Genomic DNA, 25,396 nt, shown 5'->3' with positions numbered 1-25,396 from the left:
GAACGCCTGTGCGCATCTCCCGCATCCTCGGCCTCGGCACTGCCGTGCTTCTCGCCGCAAGCCTCACCGCCTGCTCCACCGCTCCCGCAAGCACCGACGACGGCGCAGCGGGCGCGAACCCGGCATCCGACGGTGCTTTCCCCGTCACGATCGAGCACGTCTACGGCGAGACCACCATCACCGAGAAGCCCGAACGCGTCGCCACCGTCGCGTGGGCGAACCACGAGGTTCCGCTGGCGCTCGGCATCGTTCCGGTCGGCATGAGCAAGGCCACGTGGGGCGACGATGACGACAACGGCGTGCTGCCGTGGGTCGAGGACAAGCTCGACGAGCTCGGCGCCGAGACCCCCGTGCTCTTCGATGAGTCGGATGGCATCGACTTCGAGGCCGTTGCCGACACCGAACCCGACGTGATCCTCGCTTCTTACTCCGGGCTCACGCAGGAAGAGTACGACACGCTCTCCAAGATCGCCCCCGTCGTCGCGTACCCCGAGGTCGCCTGGGGCACGCCCGTCGAGACAATGATCGAGATGAACTCCGCAGCGCTCGGTCTCGCCGACGAGGGCGACGCTCTCATCGATGAGATCCATGCCCAGACGGATGCTGCGCTCGAAAAGCACGCGGCACTCAAAGACGCGAAGCTCCTGTTCGCCTACCTCGACCCGAGCGACCTCAGCCAGATCATGTACTACACGCCGGTCGACACCCGTCCCGGGTTCCTCACTGAGCTCGGGCTTCCGGAGCCGGCCGTTCTCGCCGACACCGACAGCACCGAGTTCTACCTCACCGTGAGTGCTGAGAACGCTGATGTCTTCGACGACGTCGACGTCTTCATCACCTACGGCGACGATTCGCTGATCGAGACTCTGCAGGCCGATCCGCTGCTGTCGAAGATCCCGGCGATCGCCGAGGGCCGCATCGCCATCCTCCCCGATGCCACACCGCTGGCAGCATCGGCGAACCCTTCGCCGCTGTCGATCGGCTGGGGAATCGACGACTACTTCGCGCTGCTCGAGGCGCCGCTCCTCGCGCAGTGACCGGCGCGTGACCTCGACCGCCACCGCATCGAAGCCGGGCACCGCGAACCTGCGGCGCCCGGCTTCGGCGCGCACCATGTGGCTGCTCGTCGGGGTCGGGGTGCTCGTCGTGCTCAGCATCCTCTCGGTGTCTTTCGGTGTCCGCGCGGTCTCGCTGCATGACATCATCACGGCCCTTGGTGGTCAGGACGACACCATCGCCCAGGCGGCGATCATCAAGCGCATCCCTCGCACCGTGCTCGCGCTTCTCGTCGGCGCGGCGCTCGCCCTGTCGGGCGCCGCGATGCAGGCGGTGACCCGCAACCCGATCGCCGACCCCGGCATCCTGGGCATCAACAACGGCGCGTCGTTCGCCGTCGTGATCGTGCTCGCCGCGTTCGGCGCGACCGGAGCCTTCACGCAGATGCTCGTCGCCATCGTCGGCGCCGCCGTGACCGCCGTCTTCGTCTATACGGTGGGATCGCTCGGGCGCGGCGGGGCCACTCCGCTCAAACTCGCGCTCGCCGGCGCCGCGACGAGCGCGGCACTCGCCTCGCTCATCAGCGCGATCCTGCTGCCGCGCGTCGACCTGCTGCAGGCGTTCCAGGCATGGCAGATCGGCGGCGTGGGAGGAGCCGAATGGCCGCGCATCGCGGTCACCGCTCCGGTGCTCGCCATCGGCGCGCTCGTCTGTTTCGCGTGTGCGCGCGGAATGAACTCCCTCGCCCTCGGCGATGATGTGGCAACCGGCCTCGGTGAGAACGTGTTCCGCACGCGGCTGATCTCCGCGCTCGGTGCCGTCATCCTCGCGGGCGCCGCCACGGCGATCGCGGGACCGATCGGATTCGTCGGTCTCGTCATCCCGCATTTCTGTCGGATGCTGGTGGGCACAGACCATCGCTGGCTGCTGCCGTTCTCGGCGCTCGCCGGAGCCGCGCTGCTGCTGGCCAGCGACATCGTCGGACGGGTGATCTCGCCGTCGGGCGAAGAGATCCAGGTCGGCATCATCACCGCCGTCATCGGTGCCCCGTTCTTCATCTGGATCGTCCGCCGCCAGAAGGTGAGAGAGCTGTGACCCTTCGACAGGCTCAGGGACCGAGTCCGCGACAAGCGCCGGCGATGATCGCAGCAGGACGCCGTGCCCGCCACCGCCGCCACGCGACCGCGAGCGTGATCCTGGGCATCCTGCTTCTCGCGCTCGCCGCTGTCGCCCTCATGGTGGGCAACACCTTCTACACGCCGGGCGAAGTCATCCGCGTCATCCTCGGCGAGAGTGTGCCCGGGGCGTCCTTCACGGTGGGGGAGCTGCGTCTGCCCCGCACCGCTCTCGCGATTCTCGCGGGCTTCGCGTTCGGCATCGCCGGCGTCTCGTTTCAGACGCTGCTGCGCAACCCGCTCGCCTCCCCCGACATCATCGGCATCACGCAGGGCGCGAGCGCGGCGGCTGTCGTCGCCATCGTCACGCTCGGGCTCAGCGGCCTGGCCGTGTCAGGGTTCGCCGTCGCAGGTGCGCTGATCACGGCGATCGCGATCTACTTCCTCTCGAACAAGGGCGGGTTCTCCGGCATCCGGCTGATCCTCATCGGAATCGGCGTCGCGGCCATGCTGCAGAGCGTCGTCTCGTACGTGCTGTCGCGCGCCGCGCAGTGGGACATCCAGACCGCGATGCGCTGGATCACCGGCAGCCTGAACAACGCCTCGTGGGACGACATCGCACCTCTCGCGCTCGCGAGCCTCATCATCTGGCCGTTCCTGTTCTCGCAGGCGAAAGCGCTCGGGATGCTGCAGCTCGGCGACGATTCGGCCGCAGGCCTGGGCGTTCGAGTGAACCGGACGCGGTTGGTGTTCATCGTCGGCGCGGTGATCCTGCTCGCCTTCGCCACCGCCGCTACAGGGCCCATCGCGTTCGTCGCGTTCATGGCGGGTCCCATCGCCGCCCGCATCACCGGGCCGGGTGCGAATCTGCTGCTGCCCTCTGCCTGCGTCGGTGCCGTGCTCGTGCTCGGTGGCGACCTGATCGGCCAGTTCGCCTTCTCGGGCCGCTACCCGGTCGGCGTCATCACCGGCGTGCTCGGTGCGCCGTACCTGATCTACCTGCTCATCCGCACGAACCGCTCGGGAGGATCGCTGTGACCGAAGCGCACACCCTGACCGCCGAGGCCGTCACCCTCGGCTACGGCGATCGCACCGTGGTCGAAGGGCTCGACCTCGCCATCGCGCCGGGGAAGATCACGGCGATCGTGGGGGCCAACGGATGCGGCAAGTCGACGCTGCTTCGAGCTCTCGCACGCCTTCTGTCTCCGGCATCCGGACAGGTCGTCCTCGACGGCAAGTCGGTGCATTCCCGACCAACGAAAGAGGTCGCGCGGGTGCTCGGCCTGCTGCCGCAGTCGCCGATCGCTCCCGAGGGCATCGTCGTCGCCGACCTGGTCGGCCGGGGGCGTCACCCGCATCAGAAAGCCCTCGCGCGCTGGACCGCGCACGACTACGAGGTCGTCGCCGACGCTCTCGCGGCGACTGGAATCACCGATCTCCAAGACCGCAGCGTCGATGAGCTCTCCGGGGGTCAGCGCCAGCGGGTCTGGATCGCGATGGCGCTCGCGCAGGAGACCGACATCCTGCTGCTCGACGAGCCGACGACCTTCCTCGACGTCGCCCACCAGGTCGAGGTGCTCGACCTGCTCACCGACCTCAGCGTCTCGCGCGGCACGACCATCGTGATGGTGCTGCACGACCTCAACCTCGCGGCCCGTTACAGCGACGAGCTCGTCGCGATGCGCGGCGGAAAAGTGCACGCCATCGGCGCTCCCGAAGACGTGCTCACCAACAGCCTTGTCGAAGAGGTCTTCGGCATGGCGAATCAGATCACCACGGATCCGGTCTCCGGAAAGCCGATGGTCACCCCGATCGGAAGGCATCATGTCCGCTGAGACCCGCACTCGTCCCTCCTACGTCCTCGCGCGTGCCGTCGTGCGTGCGGTGGAACGGGTGTCGCCGAACTTCGTGCGAGTCACCTTCGGGGGATCAGACCTGGACGACTTCGGTACCCCCGGCGACGTGTTCGACGCGCGGATCAAGCTCGTCTTCCCGCCGGCATCCGGCATTCTTCCCGACATCGATCGCGATACCGACGACTGGTGGGGTGCGTACCTCGCGGTTCCAGAGGACGAGCGCGGATCGATGCGCACCTATTCGGTGCGCTCTCTCAACGTGGCGGATGCCGCGACCGAGGTCGTCGTCGACTTCGTGCTGCACCTGGCGCCAGGGCTCACCGGTCCCGCTTCGCTCTGGGCGAGCAACGCCGCCGTCGGCGACGAGTTGTGGATCGTGGGTCCGCGGCGCGGTCGTGAGGATCGCAGCGGGATCGAGTTCGCGCCGGGCGCGGCATCTGCTGTCGTCCTGGTCGGCGACGAGACGGCAGCGCCCGCTATCGCGCGCATTCTCGAGGATTCCCCGCGCGATGCGCGCGGGATCGCGTTCATCGAGGTGCCCTCTGCCGACGACGTCCTGCCGATCAACGCTCCCGCGGGGGTCACGGTGCACTGGCTGCCGCGCGGCGATGCGGTGCACGGACTGCGCGTGATCCCGACCGTGCTCGACTATCTCGGTGACACCGGTCACTCCGAGATCACCGTGCAGGATGCCGAGGGCGAAGACCTCGTGTGGGAGACGCCGGTCCATTCAGGCAGCGGCGAATCGATCGGTGTGGCAGCGGCGGGCGTCGACCGCTACTTCTGGATCGCAGGCGAGAGCGGCGTGGTCACGACGCTCCGCCGCCACCTCGTCAAGGACCTGGGCATCGACCGCGCGCAGGTGGCCTTCATGGGCTACTGGCGCCGCGGCGTCGCTATGCGCGGCTGAGGCTTCATGCTGACGTCGGTCCCGCGTGGTTCGATGAGTCTATGAACGCAGAAGAGCGGATGCAGCGCGAGGTCAGGGCGATCTGGGCCACTGTCATCAGCTTCTGCCTGGGCGCGATCCTCGGTACATGGGTGCTGTGGGGGAGCCCCAGACCGGTTGCCGGCGATGGGTCGGTCGGGATGCCGATGGCGATGGTCGCCGGAGCGATCGCCGCGGCATCCTTCGTCGTCAGCACGCAGCTGTATCGCCGCGGAGACCACACGGGCATGCCCTGGTGGCAGGTGGTGATCTCGTCGCTCTCAGCCGTCGCGCTCACTCTCGCGTTGTCCGGGGTCACCGCGCTCGGCGTGCTGCTGGCCACCGAGGTGCTCGGGGTCGGACTTCAGGGGCTCGAAGTGCCGCCGATCGGCGGGGGCGTCTTCACCGGGGTCGCAAGTGCCGTGGCCGGGCGTCTGGCCTTCGGCGCGGGCGTGGGCCTGCGCACCTCCGATATCGCAGATCTGCTGTTCGGCTACCTGGCCATCGGCACGCTGTTCGCGATGCTCACTGCCGCCGACCCGCGGTGGTGGGAGCAGAACTTCTCACAGCTCGGTCTGGGAGCCGGCGCCTGGGCGTTCAACGGCACGCTCGTCGTCGCAGGTCTCCTCATCGCGACTGTCGGCTCATATATCGGGCGTGATCTGCACCGCGTTCTCGGAGACGCAGCGCTTCGGAGGATCGCCTGGGTGGTCGTGCTGTGGGCTGCCACCGGTGTCGCGCTCGCCGCAGTGGGGCTCTTTCCGCTGTCGGGGGTCGTACTCGTGCACGACATCGCGGCGCTGGCGACACTCGTTCTGTTCGTCGCCGCTGGCGCTGTGACGGCGGCGGCGATGCCCGGGCCGCCGCATCCGCTCGTGCTGATCACGATCGGTGCCGTGCTGCTGATCGTGATCGCTTTCGTTCTCGCCAACGTGCTCGATCTGTTCTCCGTCACCGTGCTCGAGGCGATCGTGATCGGCATCGGCCTGCTCTGGCTCACGACTCTCGTGCGCATCCTCGCGGTGCTCGCCCCCGTCGGCACTCGGCCGTCCGCACGGCAGACGCTCGTGCGCGCCTGACGCGCGCCGCCATTGATACCGGGGTGGTCTCGGCGGGCGCCGACTGACAGGATCGAAGGACGACGCTGCACCGATCTGCAAGGAGAGGACGACGATGTCCGACCAAGTATTCATCTTCATCGCGCTGGGGCTTTACTTCGCCGCCATGCTCCTCATTGGTTATCTGGCATTTCGCCGGACGAAAGACCACGAGGATTACATGCTCGGGGGGAGGGATCTGCCGCCGTGGGTCGCGGCGCTGAGCGCCGGAGCATCCGACATGTCCGGCTGGCTCGTGATGGGTCTTCCTGGCGCGATCTATCTCTCCGGACTCATCGAGGCATGGATTGCCATCGGCCTGACGATCGGCGCATACCTGAACTGGTTGCTGGTCGCTCCGCGGCTTCGCGCCTACACGCAGGTGTCGCGCAACTCGATCACCATTCCGAGCTTCTTCGAGAACCGGTTGCGTGACTCGTCGCGGATGCTGCGCATCCTCGCCGGCGTCGTGATCCTGGTGTTCTTCACGCTGTATATCTCTTCCGGCATGGTCGCCGGTGGCTTCTTCTTCGAGAGCTCGTTCAACTCCGACTATCTGCTCGGCATGGTGTTGGTTGCCGGAGTCACTCTTCTGTACACGCTGTTCGGCGGGTTCCTCGGGGCGTCGTTCACGGACGTCGTGCAAGGACTGATGATGGTGATCGCGCTGATCGTCGTCCCGGTCGCTGCGATCATCGCCGTCGGCGGCTTCGGCGAGGTGGGTGAATCGCTCGACGCCCTCGCGCCGAACCACCTCTCGCTCATCGGCGGAACCGCACTGACCGGCGGCGTCGTGCTGACCATCATCTCGGGCCTTGCCTGGGGCCTCGGGTACTTCGGGCAACCGCACATCATCGTGCGGTTCATGGCGCTACGTAACCCCGGCGAGGCGAAGACCGCCCGCCGTATCGGCATGAGCTGGATGATCCTCTCGCTGGTCGGCGCGGTGTTCTCGGGCATTGTCGGCGTCGCATATATGGCGCAGAAGGGCATCGACCTCACCAACGCTGAGACCGTGGTGCTGGTGATGTCGCAGACGCTACTGCATCCCTTCGTCGCCGGCCTCGTGCTGGCAGCCGTGCTCGCGGCGATCATGAGCACGATTTCCAGCCAGCTGATCGTCGCTTCTTCGGCTCTCGTCGAGGATCTCTTCAGAGTGGTCAAGAAAGAGCCGTCGCCCAAGCTGCTGGTGATGCTCGGGCGACTGACTGTGCTCGGCGTCGGCATCATTGCCGCGCTGCTCGCGATCATTCCCAACGATACGATCCTCGGGCTGGTGTCGTTCGCATGGGCCGGTTTCGGTGCGGCCTTCGGCCCCCTGATCTTGCTCAGTCTGTTCTGGCGCAAGCTCACGAACTGGGGTGCCTTGGCTGGGATGTTCGTCGGTGCCGTCGGCGTCTTCATCTGGAAGGCCGTGTGGCCCGAGATGTACGAGCTGCTGCCCGGTTTCGTCTGCGCGATGATCGTCGCCGTGGTGGTCAGCCTCATCACCCACAAGGACGGGACGGAGCGTCAGAACGAGATTCTGCAGGAGTTCACCGACACCGGTACGCTGCTGACGGTCAACGGCGTAGGACGCGGAGCGCGTACCGACCGCATGACGCCCTGACCCGACGCCGCCGGCATCCCGATTTCAGGAGGAGCCCCCGAGATCAGGACGTTTCGTCAGGAATCTCCTGATCCGGGGCGCAAGTCCTGAATCCGGATGCCGCTACCGCGATATGATGAATTAATCAGATCATCATGTCAGGGGGCGCCGTGCTGACGGAACCGAATCGTCCGCTCTATGAGGTCAAGGCGGGCCTGTTCAAAGGACTCGCCCATCCGCTGCGCATCCGCATCCTCGAGGTGCTCTCGGCTGCGCCGGAAGCATCCGTTTCCGAGATCCTCGCCGTCACCGATCTCGAGGCCTCGCATCTGTCGCAGCATCTCGCTGTGCTGCGCCGCAACCGGCTGGTGATCTCTGAGCGCCGAGGGAGCCTCGTCTATTACCGCCTCGCCTACCCGCAGGTCGCCGATCTGCTGCGGGTGGCGCGGGCGCTGCTCGGCGAGATCCTTCAGTCCACGCAGCAGCAGCTGATCGAGCGTGACGGGCTGCCGCAGATACCGGAAACCTCACAGTGACTGCCTCCTCGCACGCACGGGCGGCTGGCCTCGCACTGCGCCAACTCCTTCCGTCCGCGAACGACTACCGCGGCGCCAGCCGCACCTGGCGCGGCGACCTGCTCGCCGGAGTCACGGTCGGCATCGTCGCGCTGCCTCTCGCACTCGCCTTCGGCGTGAGCTCGGGGGCCGGTGCCGAGAGCGGCCTGGTCACGGCGATCATCGCGGGAATCGTCGCGGCGATCTTCGGCGGTTCGCATGTGCAGGTCTCCGGACCCACCGGAGCCATGGTCGTCGTGCTCGCACCGATCATCGCCGTTCACGGACTCGGCGCACTCGCCGCCGTGTGCCTGCTCGCAGGGCTCATCGTGCTCCTCGCCGGCATGCTGCGACTTGGCCGCACCATCTCGTACATTCCGTGGCCGGTGATCGAGGGCTTCACGCTCGGCATCGCGGTGATCATCTTCCTGCAGCAGGTGCCCACGGCCACCGGCACCGAGGTGGGCGAGAGCACGAACGCGGTGCTCGCCGCGCTGCAATCACTGCAGACGATCACGTGGCCGAAGCTCGGCTGGTCGCTGATGCTCGTGGCTCTCGTCGTGATCGTGATGCTCGTCTCTCCCCGCATCCACCCGCGGTTCCCCGGCTCGCTCGTCGCGATCGTCATCGCAGCCGTGGCGACGTGGGCGTTCGACCTTCCCGTCGACGCGATCGGTGAGCTGCCAGCGGGCCTCCCTGCCCCGACGATCCCGATCCTCGATGCGCAGGTTCTGCTGGCGCTCGCCGGACCCGCTGTCGCAGTGGCGGCGCTCGCCGCGATCGAGTCGCTCCTGTCGGCCCGCGTGGCAGCATCCATGGCCGACACCGGGCCCTACGACGCCGACCGTGAGCTCGTAGGGCAAGGACTCGCCTCGATCGCTGCCGGACTTTTCGGCGGCATGCCGGCCACCGGTGCGATCGCGCGCACCGCGGTGAATGTGCGGGCGGGTGGACGCTCGCGGATCGCAGCCATCTCCCACGGCGTGCTGTTGTTCGTGATCGTTCTGGTCGGAGCATCCGTCGTCGCACGGATTCCGCTGGCAGCGCTCGCAGGAGTGCTGATGGTGACCGCGTGCCGGATGATCTCGATCGCGACCGTGCGCACCGTCGTCGGATCGACCAGAGCCGATGCGATCGTCTTCGTCATCACCGCGATCGTGACGATCAGCATCGACCTGATCTACGCCGTGCTGATCGGCATCGCCGTGGCTGCGTTCTTCGCGCTGCGCCAGCTGGCGCGCGCGAGCGGAGTGCACCGGGAGGAGCTGCCGGGAGCGGCCGTTCCCGGAGACGAGCGCATCGCCGTGTTCCGCCTGGAAGGTGCGCTCTTCTTCGGGGTCGCAGAGCGGATGCTGGAACGCATCAGCGAGCTGCGGGACGTCGAAGTGGTCGTGATCCGGATGTCGCAGCTGCAGATCCTGGATGCGACCGGGGCGCAGGTCATCACCGATCTCATCACGAGCCTCGAGCGGCGAGGGATCACGGTGCTGGTGAAGGGTGTGCAGGCCCGCCACCTCGCACTGGCGACGAAAGTCGGGGTGCTCGCCTCGCTGCGGCACCAGAATCACCTCTTCGATGATCTGGGCGCGGCCGTCGCTCACGCCCGCAGTCACGTGCAGCGATCAGCGGCGTCCTGACTGAGAGCGACGCGAGATCAGGCCCGCTGCGAGGGCGCGAGGAGTATCCTGAAGCCAGTGGAGGTTGCCGGTTCTCAGGCATCCCGCTCAGCGGAGAGATCCGCTCCCCGGCCCTGCAGCCCCGGTGACGTTTCGACGAATCGGATGGTGGTCATCATGTCTCCCGCACAATCGGATCAGGGGCGGTACACGCCGACGACGACGCACGCGGAATGGGGTGCCGGTCATCCTCGGCTGCTCGTCACCAATGACGACGACAGGTACGTGCACGAGCTCGTCGGGGTGCGCACCCGGATCGGATCCTCGACGGATGCAGAGCTCGTACTCACCGGCGCAGATGCCCTGCACGCCGAGATCATGCACGACGAGGACGACGAATACGTCCTGACGATGTTCGGCGGCGGCGAGATGAACGCGGTGTCAAGGCACAGCGTCGCCGGTGAGTCGGGCCGAGAGGAGACGCTGCGCACCGGGGCGCGATTCACGATCGGATCGTGGCGGCTCGTCTTCATGCGCGATGAGTTCGCAGATCACGGCAGGCCGTACGGCGGGCGCCAGGGCGGCGAGTTCGCTCACCAGCCGAGGCAGTCCCCGCGGCCTGACTACACAGGCGGCGGATCTGAGCATTCACCGTCATGAAGATAGGGCAGGTGTCCGAAAGTCACGGGGTCACAACACCAGCCGATATCCCATTCCCGCCTCGGTCATCAGATGCACCGGTTCACCAGGCGAGGGCTCGAGCTTCTTGCGCAGCTGAGACATGTACAGCCGAAGGTACCCGGAGTCGGTCACCTGATTGCTTCCCCAGATCTCCTTCAGCAGCTCCTGCCGAGTGACGAGCGCCCCGGGGTGCCGGCACAGGTGCTCCAGCATCCGCCACTCGGTCGGAGTCAGGTGCACTCGTGTGCCGTCGCGCATGACGGCCTTCGCGACGAGGTCCACCACGACCCCGTCGAACGACACTGTCGCTTCGACGGCGACCGTCTGCGCGCGACGCGACAGTGCGCGCAGCCGCGCGAGCAGCTCGTCGATCTGGAACGGCTTGGTGACGAAGTCGTCGGCGCCCGCATCCAGGGCCTCGACCTTGTCCGCGGAGCCGGTACGTCCGGAGACGACGATGATCGGCGCCTCCGTCCAGCCGCGCAGCGCCTGGATGACCTGGATGCCGTCGAGCTGTGGCATCCCGAGATCGAGCAGGATGATGTCGGGCTTCTCCTGTGCGGCGGCCGTGACCGCTGCCGCACCGTCGGAGGTGGCGACCACGTCGTAGCCGTGCGCGGCCAGTGTGATGCGCAGCGCGCGCACGAGCTGCGGATCATCATCCGCGATGAGGAGTTTCATGACCCTGGCCCGTCCGCCGCGACCGGCAGCGAGATGACCATCGTGAGACCGCCGCCCGGCGTCTCCTCGGCCGTCAGCGCGCCCCGCATGCCCTCGGTGAACCCCCGCGAGAGAGCGAGACCCAGACCGAGTCCGGCGCTGTTGTCCGTGTCGCCGGCACGCTGAAACGGTTGGAATATGCGATCGCGGCGCTCGGCAGGCACCCCGACGCCGCGGTCGATGACGCGGATCTCGAGGTTCCCACCGCGTCGGATCGCCGACACGACGATCTTCTGACCGTGCGTCACGTACCGGTGTGCGTTGGCCAGGACGTTCACGAGCACCCTCTGCAGCAGCACAGGATCCGCCGACAGCGGCGGCAGCTGCGGGTCGAGATCGAGCTCCACGTCCGCGGGCCCGAGCGACAGCTCATCCAGAGCCGATACGACGCTGCCGACAGCATCCACCGGCGTCAGCGACACGGCGAGCACGCCGGCCTGCACGCGACTCACATCGAGCAGATCGGTGACAAGAGTGGTGAGTGTCGAGAGGCTCTCATCCGCGGTGACGAGCAGCTCGCGGCGGTCGGGCTCGGAGAGCTCCTGCGCGCTGCGCAGCCCGCCGACCGCGGCGACCGCTGCCGCGAGCGGTCGTCGAAGGTCGTGGCTCACCGCTGAGAGCAGAGCGCTGCGCACCTGGTCGGTCTCGGCGAGAGCTTCGGCCTCGCGAGCTGTCGCGGTGAGCTCGGTCCGCTCGAGCGCGGCTGCCAACTGCGCGACGATCACATCGAGCAGGCGTCGCGACGGGGCATCCAATGGGCCACCGTGCAGCTCGAGCACGGCGACCGGACGCCCACCGACCGCTCCGACGGGCACGGCCGTCGCCCGTCCGTCCGGCACCGGCTCTCCATCACGCGCGAGCACCTCACCGGCGGGTGTCACGAGCCGCACCCCGCTCAGCCCGAACGCCTCTCGGGTTCGACTCACCAGCGCGAGCACTGCACTGTCACCGCGCAGCACATGTCCGGCTACGGATGCCAGCAGCTCCGCCTCGGCGGTGGCGCGCTGGGCGATGCGCGCGCGCCGGGCCGCCTGCGCGACGATCAGGCCGACGAGCACCGCGATGATCACGTAGAGCACGAGCGCGATGAAGTGCAGCGGATGCTCGACGGCGATCGAGAAGGCCGGTGCGACGAAGAGCAGATCCAGCGTGATGCCCGAGAGCACTGCGGCGGTCACGGCTGGACGCACCCCGCCGATGAGCGCGACGATCACGACCAGCAGCTGGTACGAGAGCACCTCGTAGGTGATGGACTGCGGGCTGCTCAGGGTGAAGAGCAGCCATGTCAGTACGGGTCCTGCCACGAACGTCACGGCGAAACCCCAGACCTCGCGCCGCCATCCCAGGGCGCCGCCTGCAACGGGCGGCAGGGCTGGGCCGGCGGCGGGTTCTGCGAGCGGGGAGGTGCTCATGATGACTGAATCCTAGACTCCGACATGACCGGCGCGCTCCTGGCCGGGGAGCGGACGCGAACGCCGCCCGTAGATGAGCTCGGACGAGTCCAGCAGCCACGGCACGAGCGTGATCGAGACGCCGTGCACGAGCATGAGCTGGTTCGCGATGCGCCGCGCTCGCCGGTTGTGCAGCAAGCGCTCCCACCAGTGCCCGACGATGTACTGCGGCAGGTACACGGTCACCACGGACGCCCCGTGCCGTTCGCGGTAGCGCTCGATGAATTTCGCGATCGGTTGCGCGTAGGTGCGGTAGGGGGAATCGAGGATGATCAGCGGTATCGGGATGCCGTGCGCGCGCCACTCCTGGTGCAGCTGCTCGCCATCCTCGGCGGCGAACGCGATGTGCACGGCGAGTGTCTTATCGTGGTCGGCGGCGATCGCGTAGTCGATCGCCTTCAGTACGGGCTTCTGCAGGCGGTTGACGAGCACGATCGCGACGTCGCCGGATGCCCCGAAGCGAGTCTCGTCGTCCATTGCCACCTCGTGTTCGACGTCGCGGTAGTACCGTTTCACGCCGATCATGAGAAGGGCGAGCACGGGGATCGCGAAGAAGACCAGGTATGCCCCGTGCGTGAATTTGGTGACGGTCACGATGACCAGCACCAGGACGGTGAACACCGCACCGATCGTGTTGATGGTCAGCCCGGTGTGCGCGGAGCGCCGTTCGGATGCCGTGGCTGCTGTTTTCACGCGGAGCGGGCCGCGCAGCATCCGCCGCCAATGCCGCACCATGCCGATCTGGCCGAGCGAGAACGAGACGAACACACCGATGATGTACAGCTGGATCAGCGTGGTCAGGCGGGCCTGGAAGACGATGAGGACGGCGATCGCAGCCAGTCCCAGCAGGATCATGCCGTTGGAGAAGACCAGGCGGTCGCCGCGGGTGTTCAGCGCCTTCGGCGCGTAACCGTCGCGGGCCAGCACCGAGCCCAGCAGCGGGAAGCCGTTGAAGGCGGTGTTGGCGGCGAGCAGCAGGACGCATGCGGTCGCCGCCTGCACGATGAAGAACAGGATGCTGCCGCCGCCGAAGGTCGCCGAAGCGATCTGTGCCATCAGGCTCGGCTGCGGGTTCGCGCAGTCGAAACCGACGAGGTCGCAGGGATTCTCGGCGTAGTGCACACCGGTGATGAGTGCGAGCGCGGTGAGGCCGGCGAACAGGCAGATTGCGACGGAGCCCATCAGCACGAGCGTGGATTGGGCGTTGCGCACCTTAGAGGCGCGGAAGGCGGGGACGCCGTTGGAGACGGCTTCGACGCCGGTCAGTGCGGAGCATCCGCTCGAGAAAGCGCGCAGGATCAGCAGGATGACGGCGGCCTGGCTCAGACTCTCGGCATGCACGGTGAAGTCGGCGCTCGAGGCGGCGGGAGCGTCGCCGAGCAGGGTGCGGACGAGACCGGTGACGATCATGATGCCGACCGAGGCGATGAAGATATAGGTGGGTATCGCGAACACCGTGGATGCTTCGCGGACACCGCGCAGGTTCACAAGGATGATCAGCACCACGAATCCGACCGCGAGTTCCACGCGCCAGGCGTTCAGCCAGGGGAGGGCCGAGATGATGTTGTCGACCCCGGATGCCACCGACACGGCGACCGTGAGGATGTAATCCACCAGGAGCGCTGCGGCGACGATGACGCCGGGGATCTCGCCGAGGTTGGTGCGCGCGACTTCGTAGTCGCCGCCCCCGGAGGGATAGGCCTTGATCAGCTGCCGATAGCTGAGCACCACGACGATCAGCAGCACGATGACGGCGACCGCGACCATCGGGCTGAACGCGAGGAAGGCGGTCCCTCCGATCAGCAGGATCATCACCAGCTCCTGCGGCGCGTACGCGACCGAGCTCAGCGCGTCGGAGGCGAAGATCGGCAGAGCCCGCCGCTTCGGGAGCAGCTGGTCGTTGACCTGTTCGCTGGTCAGCGGGTCGCCGATGAGCAGTCGCTTGGCGAGCTGCGGGGCATCTGGTTCCTGGTCTGTCACGAATGACGACCGTACGCCCGCTGCGGCGGCGATGGCGGCATCCTTACGGAATCCCTACGGGCGTCTTTGCGTGCCCTTACGGAATCCTCACTTGCCGGAGTGTTCGTGCGGGCCCGCTTCGTTCGTCGGCCATTCCTCGGCGAGCAGGCCGTAGTTCATCCCGTCCATCCACTCGCCAGAGCGGTGCAGCGCGGTCTTGCGACTGAACTCCTCGCGCCGCATCCCGAGGCGCTCCATCAGTCTCCAGGATGGCTCATTGTCGGCGAAGCATCCGGCATGGACGCGGCGCAACCCGAGCGGGCCGAAGCATGCATCGATCACGGAGTGCACGGCCTCTGAGGCGTAGCCCTGACCGGTGTGCTCGGGGGCGAGAGACCAGCCGAGTTCGGCTTCGACGTCTCGCGCCTGTTCGATCACCTCGCGCTGCGCCCAGCCATCCTCGACTTTCAGCATGATGTCGCCGATCACGGCATCGTCGGTGAGGCGGCGGATGACGAGCGTCGTCGCCAGTCGGCGAGGTTCGAGGTACAGCTCATCGAACGCCTCGCGCGTTTCGGGCGCAGGGCCCAGCCATCGGCTCACCTCCGGCAATCGCCGATACTCCCATATCGCGCCGAGATCGTCGGCCGTGGCGGGCCTGATCTCCAGGCGCTCGGTGCGGAGAGGCCAGAAGTCGCGTCGCGGCGAGTCGCTCATTCCTCGATTTTAGAGCGCGCCTGCGACGCGTGATGTCCGCTCGTGACGAACGCACAGCCTGCTCTTACCACCCACGCGTAGCGTCGATGTCATGAGGACCATCGAGGTCAACGACGAAACGATCCGCCAGACACGAGAACTCCGCGACGAGTTCCAGAGGTTCCTCCGCGAATACGAGTTCGGAATGCGCGAGGTCGAGACGAAGATCTCGATCCTCCGCGACGAGTTCCTGCACGACCACTCGTACAACCCGATCGAGCACGTCAAGAGCAGGCTGAAGACGCCGGACAGCATCGTCGAGAAGATCGCTCGCAAGGGGATCGAGGAGCCGGATTTCGAACAGATCCGTCAGCAGATCACCGACATCGCCGGCGTTCGCGTCACCTGCAGCTTCGTCGCCGACGTCTACCTGCTGTTCGATCTGCTCACGCAGCAGGACGACATCACCGTGCGCGCCGTCAAGGACTACATCGCCCACCCCAAGGCCAACGGATACAAGAGCCTGCACGTGATCATCGATGTGCCGGTGTTCCTCTCGACCGGACCGCTGCTCGTGCCGGTCGAGGTGCAGTTCCGCACCATCGCGATGGACTTCTGGGCGAGCCTGGAGCACAAGATCTATTACAAGTTCGCCAATCAGGTGCCCTCGCACATCGTCGAGAGCCTGACGGATGCCGCCGAGGCCGCGTCAGAGCTCGACATCCGCATGGAGCGGTTGCACCGTGAAGCTCACGGCGTGCCGCGGCGTCAGCTCGACCCACCGCCCCCACCTCCCCGCATCGTGCAGGTGTAGCGGCGTCAGACGCTGCGAAGAGCGTCGGCGGCGGCCTCGAGCGCGCCGTCGTTCAGCGTGAAGTAGGCCCATCTGCCGCGCTGTTCGCGGGTGATGAGTCCTGCCTCGGTGAGGAGCTTCATGTGGTGAGAGACCGTGCCCTGTGACAGGCCGACCGGCTCGGTGAGGTCGCAGATGCAGGCCTCGCCGCCCTCGCTGCGTGAGATGAGTGAGAGCAGCATGACGCGAGTCGGGTCACCGATCGCCTTGAAGACGCGCGCCGTCTTCTCGGCGTCGTCGGCCGAGAGCGAGGAGGTCACCCGCGGCGTGCAGCACGCGGTCTCATCGATGGTCAGAGGCAGGCTCACATCGACAGTCTCGCACGTATTGACATTCTTCGATAGGTGCGAGACTGTTTTCATATTGAAGTTCTTCGATTTGAGGAGACGTGATGAGTGAGCTTCCCGTTGCCGTGATCGGTGCAGGCCCGCAAGGTCTTGCCGCTGCGGCTCATCTGGCTGAGCGGGGTATCGACTTCGTCGTCGTCGAGCAGGGCTCAGGTGCGGGCTCGGCGGTTGCCGAATGGCAGCACGTTCGGTTGTTCTCGGCATGGCCGGAACTGATCGATGCCGCCGCACGCCGTCTTCTCGACGCGCTCGGATGGGTGGCTCCTGTCAACGGGTACCCGAAGGGTGCGCAGTGGGTGAGCGAGTACCTTGAACCGCTCGCCGAGTCATTCGGGGAGCGGGTGCGCTACGAAACGACAGTCACCGGTATCAGCCGTCAGGGGCGCGACAAGGTCGTCAGCACCGGACGAACGCAGCAGCCTTTCGTCGTGCACACGCAGGATGCGAGTGGCCGTGACGGCCGCATCCTGGCGCGCGCGGTGATCGATGCCAGCGGCACCTGGAACCTGCCGAACCCGGCCGGGGCCGACGGCTTCCCCGCCGTCGGTGAGCGGGCTGCGGCCGGCCACATCTCATACCGCATCCCGGGAGACGTCACCGAGCTCGCAGGCGTCCACGCCGTGGTCGTCGGCGCAGGGCACTCCGCCGTTCACGCCGTTCTTCAGCTGGCAGCGCTTGCCCGGCGCTTCCCCGAGACCCGCATCACCTGGCTTCTGCGCCGCGGCGATGCCGCCCGCATCGCGGGTGGCGGACCAGCGGACGAACTGCCCGAGCGCGCGGCGCTGGGGCAACGCGTGCAGAAGGCCATCGATGAAGGAACGGTCGAGGTGGTGACCGGCTTCCGCGTGGCCGAGATGTCGGATGCAGCCGGGGGCCTGGTGCTCCGAGCCGAAGACGGGCGCGAGGTGAGCGAGGTCGCGCGGGTGTTCGCGCTCACTGGTTTCCGCCCTGACACCGAGATCCTGCGCGAGCTGCGCATCGACCTCGACCCGCTGCTTGACGCCGTCGCCGGCATCGCCGACGAGATCGACCCCAACATTCACTCATGTGGATCCGTGGAGGCAACCGGCGCACGCCAGCTCGCTCAGCCTGAGAAGGACTTCTTCATCGTGGGTGCGAAGTCGTACGGTCGGGCACCGACCTTCCTGGCCCTCACGGGGTACGAGCAGGTGCGCAGCGTGGTCGCCCACCTCGCGGGAGACCACGAGGCCGCCGCGCGCAACGAGCTCATCCTCCCCGATACGGGTGTGTGCGGTGGAGCAGGCGAGTTCGACACGGCAGGCGGGTCAGGCGCGGGCGCATGCTGCGCGCCGCAGCCCGTGCTGCAGCTCGGCTCGCGACCGGTTACCGTCGGCTGATGGCCCAGACCGCTGCCCCCGCCCACGCCGCGCCGCGTCTGTCGCCGCTCGATCGCTGGCTGCCGCTGTGGATCGGGCTGGCCATGGTCGCCGGGCTCGTGGTCGGGGTACTCATCCCCGGGGTCTCCGACGTGCTCGCCCGGCTCGAAGTCGGTGGCATCTCGGTGCCGATCGCGCTCGGGCTGCTGGTGATGATGTATCCCGTCCTCGCCAAGGTCCGCTACGACCGGGTCGCCGCAGTCACCAGTGACAAGAAGCTCCTGATCTCCTCCCTGGTACTGAACTGGCTGGTGGGCCCCGCGCTGATGTTCACGCTTGCCTGGGTGTTCCTCGCCGACCTCCCCGAATACCGCACCGGACTGATCATCGTCGGGCTCGCCCGGTGCATCGCGATGGTGGTCATCTGGAACGACCTCGCCTGCGGGGATCGCGAGGCCGCTGCCGTACTCGTGGCGATCAACTCCGTCTTCCAGATCGTGGCGTTCTCGCTACTGGGATGGTTCTACCTCACGGTGCTCCCCGCCTGGCTGGGGCTCGACACCCAGGGGATCGAGATCTCGGTCTGGCAGATCGCGCTGAACGTGCTGATCTTCCTCGGCATCCCTCTGCTTGCGGGCTTCGCGTCTCGCTACCTCGGTGAGCGCCGCAAGGGGCGCGAATGGTACGAAGAGAGGTTCCTGCCGCGAGTGGGCCCTTGGGCGCTCTACGGACTGCTGTTCACCATCGTTCTGCTGTTCGCGCTGCAGGGGGAGCAGGTGGTCTCGCGCCCGTGGGACATCGCTCGCATCGCCGTGCCGCTGCTCGTCTACTTTGTGATCATGTGGTTCGTTGGCATCTGCACCGGCCGCATGCTCGGGCTCGACTACGCCCGCTCATCCACACTCGCCTTCACAGCCGCAGGCAACAACTTCGAGCTTGCCATCGCTGTCACGATCGCCACCTTCGGGGCAGCATCCGGTCAGGCGCTCGCCGGCGTCGTTGGCCCGCTTATCGAAGTTCCCGTGCTCGTCGGGCTCGTATACGTCTCACTGTGGCTTGCCCGGTCCTGGTTCCGCATCGATCCGTTCGCCTCTGAAAGGTCAAACTTGTGACTGACACCACCATTCCCGCTGTGCTCTTCGTCTGCGTGCACAATGCGGGCCGCTCGCAGATGGCGGCCGGGTTCCTGCGAGAGATCGCCGGAGACCGCATCGAGGTCCGCTCCGCGGGCTCGATGCCCGCCGATCAGATCAACCCCACGGCCGTCGAAGCCATGGGAGAGCTGGGAATCGACATCACGGCCGAGCGTCCCAAGGTGCTCACCACCGATGCCGTGCAGACATCGGATGTGGTGATCACGATGGGGTGCGGTGATGCCTGCCCCATCTTCCCTGGCAAGCGCTACGAGGACTGGGAGCTCGAAGACCCCGCAGGGCAGGGGCTCGACGCGGTGCGGCCGATCCGCGACGACATCCGCATGCGCATCGAGCAGCTGGTCGCCGAGCTCCTCTGAGTGGCGCTGCGCGCCATTCGCGTTTCATAACTCCTGAACTTTTCCCCCGATCCCTGCGTTTCTGGTCGGGGTAGAGCGGTTGCGGCCAATTCCTCAGGAGTTGTGCCCGCGCTCAGGCCATGAACTCACGCACGGCGGTCGTCATCGCGGTCACGCCGATCTCGATTCCCGGATTCATCACGGGGGCGAACAGTGCAGAGTGCGTCGTCGGAATCACATCTGACACCGTGCCGTCGGCGACGGCCGTGGCGTAGGCATCCGCGTCGATCACGCCCCAGAACCAGAACACGAGTGGCGCGCCGGAGTCCCTGGCGAACCACGACACGTCCTCGCTGCCCGTGAAGAACCCCGGGTCCATCACCGTGCCCTCGCCGAGTGCACGGTCGATGGCCGCGGAGACGCGGGCTGTGGCATCCGGGTCATTGATCGTCGGCGGCAGTCGGTGCTCCGTGCGGAACTCGGGCTCGCGCTCTGCACCGGATGCCGTGGCCTCTGCCCGCACGATCCGCTCGACACTCGCGATGATGCGCTCACGCGATGCGTCATCGGGGTAGCGCAGGCTGAGCTCGAGCGTCGCCTCCGACGAGATGATGTTGTTCTTCGTGCCGGCGTGGATCGATCCGACCGTGATGACGCCGACGCCGCGGGGGTCGACTTCGCGCGACGCGATCGTCTGCAGCCGCATCACGGTGGCCGCGGCCATGACCACCGGGTCGATGGTCGTGTGCGGGCGTGAGCCGTGTCCGCCGCGGCCGTGCATGGTGACGGTGATGCCATCGGCCGCAGCCATCTGCGGACCGGGGCGCATGCCCACCACGCCGGCGGGCAACGGGGTGACGTGCTGACCGAGAACGACGTCGGGTTTCGGATAGCGATCGAGGATGCCGTCATCCAGCATCGCCCGAGACCCCGCACCGTACTCCTCGGCGGGCTGGATCAGCACGACGAGAGTCCCTGACCACTCGTCCCGCGTGTTCACGAGCCGCTCGACGGCACCGATCATCGCCGTGACATGCATATCGTGGCCGCACGCGTGCATGATCGGCACGGTGTTTCCTGCCGGATCGATGCCGATCATGGTGCTCGCGTACGGCAGGCCGGTGGTTTCTTGAACGGGCAGCGCGTCCATGTCGGCGCGCGCCCAGACGACGGGGCCGTCACCATTGCGCAGCACGCCGACGACACCGGTGATGCCGACGCCCTCTTCGACCTCGAGGCCGAGAGCGCGCAGATGACCGGCGGCGATGCCGGCCGTGCGCGTCTCTTGGAACGAGAGTTCCGGATGCCGGTGCAGATCGGTGTACAGGTGCTCGAGGTCGATGGGCATGGGGCCGACTCTAGCGTCAGCCGCCGCCGACTAAAGTTGACGTGCCCACCCGGGCACACATCCCAGGAGCACTGCATGACAACGGTCGACGATCGGGCCCGCTACCGGCCGAATCCTTCTGTCCTCGATGCGCTGAAATCGCCCCGACTGCTGACCCGCGAAGTTCTCGCGGGGTTGGTGGTGGGTCTCGCACTGATCCCCGAGGCCATTGCCTTCTCGATCATTGCCGGGGTCGACCCCAAGGTCGGGCTGTTCTCCGCTTTCGTGATGGCGGTCTCGATCGCGTTCGTCGGCGGTCGCCCAGCGATGATCAGCGCGGCGACGGGAGCGGTCGCACTCGTGATCGCGCCGGTGATGCGCGAACACGGCATGGATTACTTCATCGCCACGGTCATCCTCGCGGGAATCTTCCAGATCCTCCTCGCCCTCTTCGGTGTCGCGAAGCTCATGCGTTTCATCCCGCGCAGCGTCATGGTCGGGTTCGTCAACGCGCTCGCGATCCTCGTCTTCATCGCACAGCTGCCGCATCTGATCGGTGTGCCCTGGCTCGTGTACCCGCTGGTGGCCGGCGGCATCCTGATCATGGTGGTGATGCCCCGGATCACGAAGGTGATCCCGGCACCTCTCGTCTCGATCGTCCTGATCACGGCGGTCGTCGTCGTCTTCGCGCTTAACGTGCCCACGGTCGGAGATGAGGGGGAGCTGCCGAAGAGCCTTCCAGAGCTCTTCTTCCCGAGTGTTCCGATCACCTGGGAGACGTTCACGATCATCGCTCCCTTCTCTCTCGGGATGGCGCTGGTGGGTCTTCTCGAATCTCTGATGACGGCGAAGCTCGTCGATGAGATCACCGACACGCACTCGCGCAAGACCCGTGAGGCCTGGGGGCAGGGCGTCGCGAACATCCTCTCCGGATTCCTCGGCGGCATGGGCGGCTGCGCCATGATCGGGCAGACCATGATCAATGTGAAGGTCTCTGGCGCCCGCACACGGATCTCCACGTTCTGCGCCGGTGTCTTCCTGCTGATCCTCGTCGTCGTCCTCGGAGACGTCGTCGCGATCATCCCGATGGCAGCGCTCGTCGCGGTCATGATCATGGTGTGCGTGGCGACCTTCGACTGGCACAGCATCCGTCCGTCGACCCTGAGGCGGATGCCGAAGAGCGAGACCCTCGTCATGCTCTCGACGGTCGTGCTCGTGGTGATCACCTCGAACCTGGCCATCGGGGTGGTGGCCGGTGTAGTCGTGGCATCCGTGCTCTTCGTCCGTCGCGTCGCGCATTTCGCGACCGTCACCCGGACGGTGACGGCGGATGCCGCGTACTACGTCGTCGACGGCGAGCTGTTCTTCGCTTCGAGTAACGACCTCACCACGCAGTTCGAGTACGCCGACGATCCGCCGCGCGTCGTCATCGACCTGTCGCGTTCGCACATCTGGGATGCCTCGACTGTCGCGGCACTCGACGCGATCCAGACGAAGTATCTCGCTCATGAGAAGACGGTCGAACTCGTCGGGCTGAACGTCGCCAGCGGAGTGTTCCACGGGCGACTGAGCGGGGGCTTTCCGCCGGCGTGATCTCTCGCCGTCGCGGTCACGGTCGGGTGGCTACGGCGCGTGCGTACCGCGGTATCGGCGATTCCGAATCCCCAGCAGAACCGATGCCACGACCGCCGCGACGATCGACGCCGTGAGGATCGCTACCTTGGCGTGGTCATGAGCCTCGCTGCCAGCGGCGAAGCTGAGCTCGGCGACCAGTAACGAGACTGTGAAGCCGATCCCGGCGAGGACGCCGACTCCGACGATATCCAGCCACCGCAGGTCCGGGTCCAGGTCGATCCGACGGATACGCGTGACCGCCCATGTGGCCGCCGTGATGCCGATCGGCTTGCCGAGGACGAGCGCGAGCATGATTCCGAGGACCACAGGGTCGGCGAACGCCGCGATGGCCCCCTCTGCGCCGCCGATTGCGACGCCGGCGGAGAAGAACGCGAAGACCGGCACCGCGATTCCCGCGGAAAGCGGCCGGAACCGGTGCTCGAACACCTCGGCGAGGCCTGGCTCGGCATCCGTGCCCCGATCGGCTTTCCGGTGCAGCACGGGGATCGTGAAGCCGAGGAGGACGCCGGCGATCGTGGCGTGGATGCCGGATGCGTGCAGTAGTGCCCACGCGATCACTCCGATGGGCAGCAGCACGAGCCATGCCGCGGTCGGCCGCAGGTGGAAGAACCGTCGGTACAGCTGCGCGATCAGTCCGTAGCCGGCGATCACGACGAGCGCGAGCACGAGTGGCACGATCTCGACCGTCTCCGTGTAGAACAGCGCGATGATGCCGATGGCGATCAAGTCGTCGACGACGGCGAGCGTGAGCAGGAAGATGCGCAGTGCGCTCGGCAGATGCGAGCCGATCACCGCCAGCACGGCGACCGCGAAAGCGATGTCGGTCGCTGTGGGGATCGCCCAGCCGCGCGACGCTTCGGCCGAGCCCGCGGTGACGGCGAGGTAGATGACGGCGGGCACGATTACTCCGCCGATGGCGGCGAAGATGGGCACTATGGCGGTGCTGAACTTCCGTAGATCGCCGCTGACGAACTCGCGCTTCAGTTCGAGGCCCACCAGGAAGAAGAAGATCGCCAGCAGCCCGTCGGCCGCCCACGCGCCGATGCTGAGGCGTAGGTGCCACGGCTCGTACCCGATCTCGAAGTCGCGGATCGCGAAGTAGGACTCCGCCCAGGGCGAGTTGGCCCACCCCAGCGCGACGATGGCGAGTGCGACGAGCAGGATGCCGCCGACGGTCTCTTTGCGGAGGAGGTCTCCTATGCGGAGCGATTCCGCGGTGGAGGCGGAGGGGAACTTCCGACGGATGCCGAGGATGCGTGCGGGGGAGGGCGACATGAGCGCCTTTCGGGTCGACAGCAGAACATGTCGACCAGGCTTCCCGACTCTCCTGCATCCAGTCTAGATGTCATCGTCAGCCACGGTCATCACCGCACCCGCCGGGTCTCGAACGCCCACATCGCCGCTTCGACGCGGTTGCGCGCCCCGATCTTCGTGAGGATCGCGCCGATGTGCGTCTTGACGGTTCCGAGCGAGAGGAACAGCCGCCCGCCGATCTCCGTGTTGGTGAGTCCCTCGGCGAGCAGCACGACGACCTCTTCCTCACGCGCTGTCAGCGGATCCGGGAGAGCTCGCGTGCCGGCAGCCGCGGGCGAGAACTCGGCCAGGAGTCGGGTGGTGATCCGCGGCGAGATCAACGCATCGCCGGCCGCCGCGGCCCGTACCGCCTCGGCGATGAGCGTGGGGCCTGCGTCCTTCAGCAGGAACCCCTTCGCCCCCGCGCGCAACGCCCCGTACACGTACTCGTCGAGATCGAATGTGGTGATGATCACCACGGCGATCGGATCTTCGACATCACGGCCGGCAAGCAGAGCCGTGGCCCGGATGCCGTCGAGCTCCGGCATCCGGATGTCGAGGAGTGCGACGTCGGGGTGCGTGCGACGCGCGAGCGCGACGGCCTCCGCGCCGTTCTCGGCCTCGGCGACCACCTCGATATCGGAGGCGGCATCCAGCAACATCCGGAGACCGGTGCGCACCGGCTCCTGATCGTCGGCGATGAGGACGCGGATCATCGGGCTCCTCGCAGGGGGATCGTGGCGCGCAGCATCCATCCGCCGCCGGGACGCGGGCCGGTTTTGACCGTTCCGCCGAGCAGCGCCGCACGCTCGTCCATCCCCTGCAGGCCGTGACCGGTGCCGACGCCGCCTGACGGCGCGGCTCGGCCGTCGTCGATGACCGTGAGCTGTGCGGTTCCGTGCGCGGTGGTCAGCGAGAGGTCGATCGATGTGGCACCCGTGGCGTGCCGTCGCGCGTTCGTCACGGCCTCCTGGGCGATGCGGAACAGCGTCGCGGAGACGATGTCGGGCGTCGCGGTGAGGGAGGCGATCTCGACCGTGACGCGAGGCGGCCCCGACGTCGCGAGTGCCCGGAGATCGGAGAGCCCAGGAGGCGGCGCGTACTCGGCCCGCAGCACCCCGACGAGCGCACGCATGTCCTCCATCACCGCGGACGCCTCGCGCTCGATGATCTCGAGCGACTCGGTGACTCTGGCGGAGTCCGACGGTGCGAGGCGGGCCACCTGTGCGCGGATCACGATCGCGGACGCGTGATGGGCGACCGTGTCGTGCAGATCCCGTGCGAGCGCCTCGCGCTCCTGCGCCCGGACGGCGGCGAGTTCACGCGCGCGGGAGGTCACGCGCTCGCGGCGCAGCGCACCGATCAGGCAGGCGCCGCCGACGAACGCGACCCCCGCGACTGCGCCGGCGATGCTCTCGGCCTCGAACAGTCGTGCTCCGCTGAGCGCGATCGAGATGACCACGCCGGCGGCGAGGATCGGTCCGCCGATCGCGCGGGCGCGCGTCGACCCCCACCGGAACAGCGCGTAGGGCACCGCGAGGAGCGCGAACATCGTCACGACCCCGCCGGTCGGCACTCCGCTGAGCTCCTGCGCGATCTCGAACGCGATCGACAGTGCCGTCGTCGCGGCGACGACCGGCAGCGGATGGGTCCGTCGCCAGGGCAGTGCGGACAGCGCGACGACCGTCACGGCGACGGTGGCGACCGGCCACGCGAGGTCGCGGCGGAGCGACGCTTCGAGGATCGTGACCACGGCGAGCACGACGACGAGCACAACGTCTAGACGCTGAGGGCCCGCCGCGCGCACGCTAAGCCGCGACAGGCGCTCCGCTTCGCGTGGGCTCTGCACATTTGG

24 protein-coding genes are annotated in these 25,396 nt (G+C 67.2%); 15 read left to right on the top strand and 9 right to left on the bottom strand.

What is annotated here, in order from left to right; genetic code table 11:
• Positions 1–8 precede the first annotated feature (8 nt).
• The 10 genes from ACTU6U_RS03930 (at position 9) to ACTU6U_RS03885 (ending at position 10,410) form a co-directional block, all read left to right on the top strand.
• Entirely contained in the window at positions 9–1,037 is a 1,029-nt protein-coding gene (locus ACTU6U_RS03930) for an iron-siderophore ABC transporter substrate-binding protein (RefSeq protein WP_443467835.1), read from the top strand.
• A gap of 7 nt (positions 1,038–1,044) precedes the next feature.
• A complete protein-coding gene (locus tag ACTU6U_RS03925) occupies positions 1,045–2,091 on the top strand; it encodes a FecCD family ABC transporter permease (protein WP_443467834.1) in 1,047 nt (348 codons plus the stop codon).
• A 44-nt stretch (positions 2,092–2,135) separates the two neighbouring features.
• A complete protein-coding gene (locus tag ACTU6U_RS03920; RefSeq protein ID WP_443467833.1) occupies positions 2,136–3,149 on the top strand; it encodes a FecCD family ABC transporter permease in 1,014 nt (337 codons plus the stop codon).
• Positions 3,146–3,946 (top strand): ABC transporter ATP-binding protein, encoded by an 801-nt coding sequence (locus tag ACTU6U_RS03915; protein ID WP_443467832.1) that lies wholly within the window; start codon positions 3,146–3,148, stop codon positions 3,944–3,946. Before ACTU6U_RS03920 ends, ACTU6U_RS03915 begins: the two co-directional genes overlap by 4 nt.
• Positions 3,936–4,877: a siderophore-interacting protein gene (locus ACTU6U_RS03910; protein WP_443467831.1), complete on the top strand. Its 942-nt coding sequence runs from the start codon at positions 3,936–3,938 to the stop codon at positions 4,875–4,877. Before ACTU6U_RS03915 ends, ACTU6U_RS03910 begins: the two co-directional genes overlap by 11 nt.
• Positions 4,878–4,918: 41 nt before the next feature.
• Complete coding sequence (locus ACTU6U_RS03905) at positions 4,919–5,974, top strand: DUF998 domain-containing protein (RefSeq protein WP_443467830.1); 1,056 nt, start codon at positions 4,919–4,921, stop codon at positions 5,972–5,974.
• Positions 5,975–6,068: 94 nt separating this feature from the next.
• A complete protein-coding gene (gene putP, locus ACTU6U_RS03900; protein WP_443467829.1) occupies positions 6,069–7,601 on the top strand; it encodes a sodium/proline symporter PutP in 1,533 nt (510 codons plus the stop codon).
• A gap of 134 nt (positions 7,602–7,735) precedes the next feature.
• A complete protein-coding gene (locus tag ACTU6U_RS03895; RefSeq protein ID WP_443467828.1) occupies positions 7,736–8,116 on the top strand; it encodes an ArsR/SmtB family transcription factor in 381 nt (126 codons plus the stop codon).
• Positions 8,113–9,771 (top strand): SulP family inorganic anion transporter, encoded by a 1,659-nt coding sequence (locus ACTU6U_RS03890; RefSeq protein WP_443467827.1) that lies wholly within the window; start codon positions 8,113–8,115, stop codon positions 9,769–9,771. The genes ACTU6U_RS03895 and ACTU6U_RS03890 overlap by 4 nt, the downstream gene beginning before the upstream one ends.
• Before the next feature lie 156 nt (positions 9,772–9,927).
• Entirely contained in the window at positions 9,928–10,410 is a 483-nt protein-coding gene (locus ACTU6U_RS03885) for an FHA domain-containing protein (RefSeq protein WP_443467826.1), read from the top strand.
• Between the two features lie 30 nt (positions 10,411–10,440).
• On the opposite strand, the gene ACTU6U_RS03880 is transcribed toward ACTU6U_RS03885, so the two are convergent.
• The 4 genes from ACTU6U_RS03880 to ACTU6U_RS03865 all read right to left on the bottom strand — a co-directional run bounded on the left by ACTU6U_RS03880 (position 10,441) and on the right by ACTU6U_RS03865 (position 15,278).
• Complete coding sequence (locus ACTU6U_RS03880; protein WP_443467825.1) at positions 10,441–11,112, bottom strand: response regulator; 672 nt, start codon at positions 11,110–11,112, stop codon at positions 10,441–10,443.
• Positions 11,109–12,563 (bottom strand): ATP-binding protein, encoded by a 1,455-nt coding sequence (locus ACTU6U_RS03875; protein WP_443467824.1) that lies wholly within the window; start codon positions 12,561–12,563, stop codon positions 11,109–11,111. Before ACTU6U_RS03875 ends, ACTU6U_RS03880 begins: the two co-directional genes overlap by 4 nt.
• 12 nt (positions 12,564–12,575) lie before the next feature.
• On the bottom strand, positions 12,576–14,582 hold the full coding sequence (locus ACTU6U_RS03870; protein WP_443467823.1) for an APC family permease: 2,007 nt from the start codon (positions 14,580–14,582) through the stop codon (positions 12,576–12,578).
• Positions 14,583–14,669: 87 nt separating this feature from the next.
• On the bottom strand, positions 14,670–15,278 hold the full coding sequence (locus ACTU6U_RS03865; protein ID WP_443467822.1) for a GNAT family N-acetyltransferase: 609 nt from the start codon (positions 15,276–15,278) through the stop codon (positions 14,670–14,672).
• A gap of 91 nt (positions 15,279–15,369) precedes the next feature.
• Here ACTU6U_RS03865 and ACTU6U_RS03860 point away from each other — a divergent pair, with 91 nt between their 5' ends.
• Positions 15,370–16,071 (top strand): GTP pyrophosphokinase, encoded by a 702-nt coding sequence (locus tag ACTU6U_RS03860; RefSeq protein ID WP_443467821.1) that lies wholly within the window; start codon positions 15,370–15,372, stop codon positions 16,069–16,071.
• A 5-nt stretch (positions 16,072–16,076) separates the two neighbouring features.
• Here ACTU6U_RS03860 and ACTU6U_RS03855 read toward each other — a convergent pair whose 3' ends face one another.
• Positions 16,077–16,418, bottom strand: coding sequence for an ArsR/SmtB family transcription factor (locus ACTU6U_RS03855; protein ID WP_443467820.1), 342 nt, complete (start codon positions 16,416–16,418; stop codon positions 16,077–16,079).
• 83 nt (positions 16,419–16,501) lie between these two features.
• Between ACTU6U_RS03855 and ACTU6U_RS03850 the strand changes: the two genes are divergently transcribed.
• From ACTU6U_RS03850 to ACTU6U_RS03840, 3 genes are read left to right on the top strand one after another with little or no spacing between them, the layout of a single operon-like run.
• The gene (locus tag ACTU6U_RS03850; RefSeq protein ID WP_443467819.1) at positions 16,502–17,815 is read left to right on the top strand and encodes an NAD(P)-binding domain-containing protein; all 1,314 of its coding nucleotides are present in this window, start codon (positions 16,502–16,504) and stop codon (positions 17,813–17,815) included.
• Positions 17,815–18,906, top strand: coding sequence for an ACR3 family arsenite efflux transporter (arsB, locus tag ACTU6U_RS03845; RefSeq protein ID WP_443467818.1), 1,092 nt, complete (start codon positions 17,815–17,817; stop codon positions 18,904–18,906). Before ACTU6U_RS03850 ends, arsB begins: the two co-directional genes overlap by 1 nt.
• Positions 18,903–19,307: an arsenate reductase ArsC gene (locus tag ACTU6U_RS03840; RefSeq protein ID WP_443467817.1), complete on the top strand. Its 405-nt coding sequence runs from the start codon at positions 18,903–18,905 to the stop codon at positions 19,305–19,307. The genes arsB and ACTU6U_RS03840 overlap by 4 nt, the downstream gene beginning before the upstream one ends.
• A 112-nt stretch (positions 19,308–19,419) precedes the next feature.
• Here ACTU6U_RS03840 and ACTU6U_RS03835 read toward each other — a convergent pair whose 3' ends face one another.
• Positions 19,420–20,634, bottom strand: a complete 1,215-nt coding sequence (locus ACTU6U_RS03835) for an amidohydrolase (RefSeq protein WP_443467816.1) — start codon at positions 20,632–20,634, stop codon at positions 19,420–19,422.
• A 75-nt stretch (positions 20,635–20,709) separates the two neighbouring features.
• Between ACTU6U_RS03835 and ACTU6U_RS03830 the strand changes: the two genes are divergently transcribed.
• Positions 20,710–22,206 carry a SulP family inorganic anion transporter gene (locus tag ACTU6U_RS03830; protein WP_443467815.1) on the top strand — a complete coding sequence of 499 codons (1,497 nt, stop codon included), beginning with the start codon at positions 20,710–20,712 and terminating at the stop codon, positions 22,204–22,206.
• Positions 22,207–22,236: 30 nt separating this feature from the next.
• Here the strand turns inward: ACTU6U_RS03830 and nhaA are convergent, their stop codons facing one another.
• The 3 genes from nhaA to ACTU6U_RS03815 form a co-directional block, all read right to left on the bottom strand.
• Complete coding sequence (nhaA, locus tag ACTU6U_RS03825; RefSeq protein WP_443467814.1) at positions 22,237–23,523, bottom strand: Na+/H+ antiporter NhaA; 1,287 nt, start codon at positions 23,521–23,523, stop codon at positions 22,237–22,239.
• 89 nt (positions 23,524–23,612) lie between these two features.
• The gene (locus tag ACTU6U_RS03820) at positions 23,613–24,257 is read right to left on the bottom strand and encodes a response regulator (RefSeq protein WP_443467813.1); all 645 of its coding nucleotides are present in this window, start codon (positions 24,255–24,257) and stop codon (positions 23,613–23,615) included.
• A complete protein-coding gene (locus tag ACTU6U_RS03815; protein WP_443467812.1) occupies positions 24,254–25,390 on the bottom strand; it encodes a sensor histidine kinase in 1,137 nt (378 codons plus the stop codon). The genes ACTU6U_RS03820 and ACTU6U_RS03815 overlap by 4 nt, the downstream gene beginning before the upstream one ends.
• Between the last annotated feature and the right edge of the window lie 6 nt (positions 25,391–25,396).

It is taken from the genome of Microbacterium zouquanmingi (assembly GCF_052266695.1).
In the GTDB taxonomy this organism is placed as follows: Bacteria; Actinomycetota; Actinomycetes; order Actinomycetales; family Microbacteriaceae; genus Microbacterium.
Note: the sequence above shows the minus strand (reverse complement) of the source record. Positions and strands in the feature narration are given on the sequence as shown.

Bases quoted from the DNA above. Each gene is read 5' to 3' on its own strand.
- ACTU6U_RS03920 (WP_443467833.1), top strand. From the start codon at position 2,136: ATGATCGCAGCAGGACGCCGTGCCCGCCACCGCCGCCACGCGACCGCG.
- ACTU6U_RS03910 (WP_443467831.1), top strand. From the start codon at position 3,936: ATGTCCGCTGAGACCCGCACTCGTCCCTCCTACGTCCTCGCGCGTGCC.
- ACTU6U_RS03905 (WP_443467830.1), top strand. From the start codon at position 4,919: ATGAACGCAGAAGAGCGGATGCAGCGCGAGGTCAGGGCGATCTGGGCC.
- putP (WP_443467829.1), top strand. From the start codon at position 6,069: ATGTCCGACCAAGTATTCATCTTCATCGCGCTGGGGCTTTACTTCGCC.
- ACTU6U_RS03895 (WP_443467828.1), top strand. From the start codon at position 7,736: ATGTCAGGGGGCGCCGTGCTGACGGAACCGAATCGTCCGCTCTATGAG.
- ACTU6U_RS03885 (WP_443467826.1), top strand. From the start codon at position 9,928: ATGTCTCCCGCACAATCGGATCAGGGGCGGTACACGCCGACGACGACG.
- ACTU6U_RS03880 (WP_443467825.1), bottom strand. From the start codon at position 11,112: ATGAAACTCCTCATCGCGGATGATGATCCGCAGCTCGTGCGCGCGCTG.
- ACTU6U_RS03875 (WP_443467824.1), bottom strand. From the start codon at position 12,563: ATGAGCACCTCCCCGCTCGCAGAACCCGCCGCCGGCCCAGCCCTGCCG.
- ACTU6U_RS03865 (WP_443467822.1), bottom strand. From the start codon at position 15,278: ATGAGCGACTCGCCGCGACGCGACTTCTGGCCTCTCCGCACCGAGCGC.
- ACTU6U_RS03860 (WP_443467821.1), top strand. From the start codon at position 15,370: ATGAGGACCATCGAGGTCAACGACGAAACGATCCGCCAGACACGAGAA.
- ACTU6U_RS03850 (WP_443467819.1), top strand. From the start codon at position 16,502: ATGAGTGAGCTTCCCGTTGCCGTGATCGGTGCAGGCCCGCAAGGTCTT.
- arsB (WP_443467818.1), top strand. From the start codon at position 17,815: ATGGCCCAGACCGCTGCCCCCGCCCACGCCGCGCCGCGTCTGTCGCCG.
- ACTU6U_RS03835 (WP_443467816.1), bottom strand. From the start codon at position 20,634: ATGCCCATCGACCTCGAGCACCTGTACACCGATCTGCACCGGCATCCG.
- ACTU6U_RS03830 (WP_443467815.1), top strand. From the start codon at position 20,710: ATGACAACGGTCGACGATCGGGCCCGCTACCGGCCGAATCCTTCTGTC.
- nhaA (WP_443467814.1), bottom strand. From the start codon at position 23,523: ATGTCGCCCTCCCCCGCACGCATCCTCGGCATCCGTCGGAAGTTCCCC.
- ACTU6U_RS03820 (WP_443467813.1), bottom strand. From the start codon at position 24,257: ATGATCCGCGTCCTCATCGCCGACGATCAGGAGCCGGTGCGCACCGGT.